We start from the raw sequence: 1,800 nt of genomic DNA, 5'->3' as shown, positions 1-1,800 counted from the left end.
GCCGTCGCCTCGGTGGCACGGCCGGGTGACGCGGACGACGGGGTGCGGGCGTCGGTGTGCTGGTCGGGGTGCCGGGGCGTGGCGGCGGGACGGGTGGTTCCGGGGCTCGGGCGGTCGGTCATGCCGGTCCTCACATGTGCGGTGGCGGGGTGAGGGTGAAGTCTCCGGCCGCGGTGGGCGGCGTGTCACGCCAACCGCGGTCGAGCGCCGCGTCGGTGAACCGGGGGCAGCCGAAGTAGCCGAAGGCGGCGGGGGCGTTGGGGATCAGCCCGGACACCAGGACGCGGGCCACCCGCAGCGGCGTCTCGGCGACGTCCTCGGTGGTGAGGTCGGCGGTGATCACCCGGTGGCCGCCCTCCCGCAGCCGGGCGTGCAGTTGCTCCCGGCTGCCGGGCCGCACTTCGGAGACCGGGACGCGTGGCCCGGCCGGGTCGGTGAAGCGCCGGGCGAGGGGCGCGGTCCGTTCGTCGAGCCAGACCTGCACATGGGCGCCGAGGTCGCGGACGGCGGCGAAGTCGGAGCCGCAGGCGTCCAGGTAGCGGCGGTCGGCGCGGTGGTCGAGGTAGAGGCCGCGGGCCAGCAGTCCGGCCTCCACCGCCTGGAAGACCCAGCCGTCGGCGTCGGTGAGGCCGAGGGTGAACACCCAGGTGTGCACGGCCTCCAGGACCGCCTTGCGGGCCGCCTCGGCCGGGTCGAAGCGGCAGGCGAAGCCCGCGGCGTATATGCCGCGTTCCGGGTCGTGCACGAGGGCGGCCATGCAGGGGGCGAACTCGGACGGCATCTCGACCACGGAGACGCGCAGATCGGTGCCGGCCAGGTCGGCGGTGAGGCCGGGCACGCTGTCGGGGTCGATGCCGCGGGTCGGCCCGTCCAGGTGCCACCACAGTTCCAGGGCGTCGCGTTCGACGACCTCCAGCAGGCCGCGTTCGACGGCGTCGTCGAAGCCCTGACCGGTGGCGATGCCCGCGTAGTTGAGGTGATGGGTGCGGGGCAGTGCGCGCAACTCGCCCTGCCGCCAGTTGAGATGGGTGAGCGAGACGGGTGCCCAGCACTCGGTCGTGCCGCCGTCGGGCAGCAGTTCCCGGCAGCGGGTCCACAGCGCGGGCGTGTCCGGGGTCAGCGGCCGGTAGGGAAAGCCCGTCCGGTCGTACTGCCACGGTGCGTACCGGGGGACGTCGTCCGGTCCGTAGAGCCGCAGGCCGCGTGCCCGGAGGGCGGCTGCGGTGTCCCACAGCGGCGCGGCCTCGTGTCCGGGCGGCGGGACGCGGTTGCCGCAGTAGCGTTCCACCGCCTCGGCGACGGCGGCGATGCGGGCGCCGTCCGGGTCACCGAAGGTGGTGCCCAGCGACACCCGGTCGGCGGGCCAGGCGCCGAGTCGGCGGGCGTCGGCGACCTCGGCGGTCATCGCGGTGTAGCGCGGCGGAGCACCCTTCGGGTGGTCGACCGGTGCGACGCTGCGCACGATGCCGCAGACCGGGTCGACGAGTGCGGACCAGGGCAGCGCCGGCTGGCGGCTCATCGGCATATCTCCTGTCGGGGGTCGACGGCGTCGGCAGAGGTGCCGGCACTGATGACGGGCAGCCGCAGCAGGCCCCGGGTCGGGTCGACCCGGCGGTGCGACGGCAGCAGGCGGGTCGCGGTGACCGGGTCCTCCCCGGTGTGGGGGTTGCGGGCGTGGGCGGGGAAGTGGTGGCCGGCGATCTCCAGCCGGAGCCGTGTCCCGGCCGGCAGCCGGCAGCCGAGCGGGCCGAGCGGCACGGTGACGTCCGTCCGGCTGCCCGGCGGCCCGTGGCGGCGGAC

At 75.8% G+C, this 1,800-nt stretch carries 2 protein-coding genes; both read right to left on the bottom strand.

Going from position 1 to position 1,800, the window contains the following annotated elements:
• Window positions 1-130: 130 nt before the first annotated feature.
• Window positions 131-1,519: a YcaO-like family protein gene (locus ACYVE9_RS25310; RefSeq protein WP_461030218.1), complete on the bottom strand. Its 1,389-nt coding sequence runs from the start codon at window positions 1,517-1,519 to the stop codon at window positions 131-133.
• Window positions 1,516-1,800, bottom strand: a 285-nt coding sequence (locus ACYVE9_RS25305) for a CocE/NonD family hydrolase C-terminal non-catalytic domain-containing protein (RefSeq protein ID WP_461030217.1), incomplete at its 5' end; no start/stop codon positions are given. The genes ACYVE9_RS25305 and ACYVE9_RS25310, both read right to left, overlap by 4 nt.

The sequence above is a fragment of the Streptomyces sparsus genome (assembly GCF_054776295.1).
This window is presented reverse-complemented; position numbering and strand designations above follow the sequence as displayed.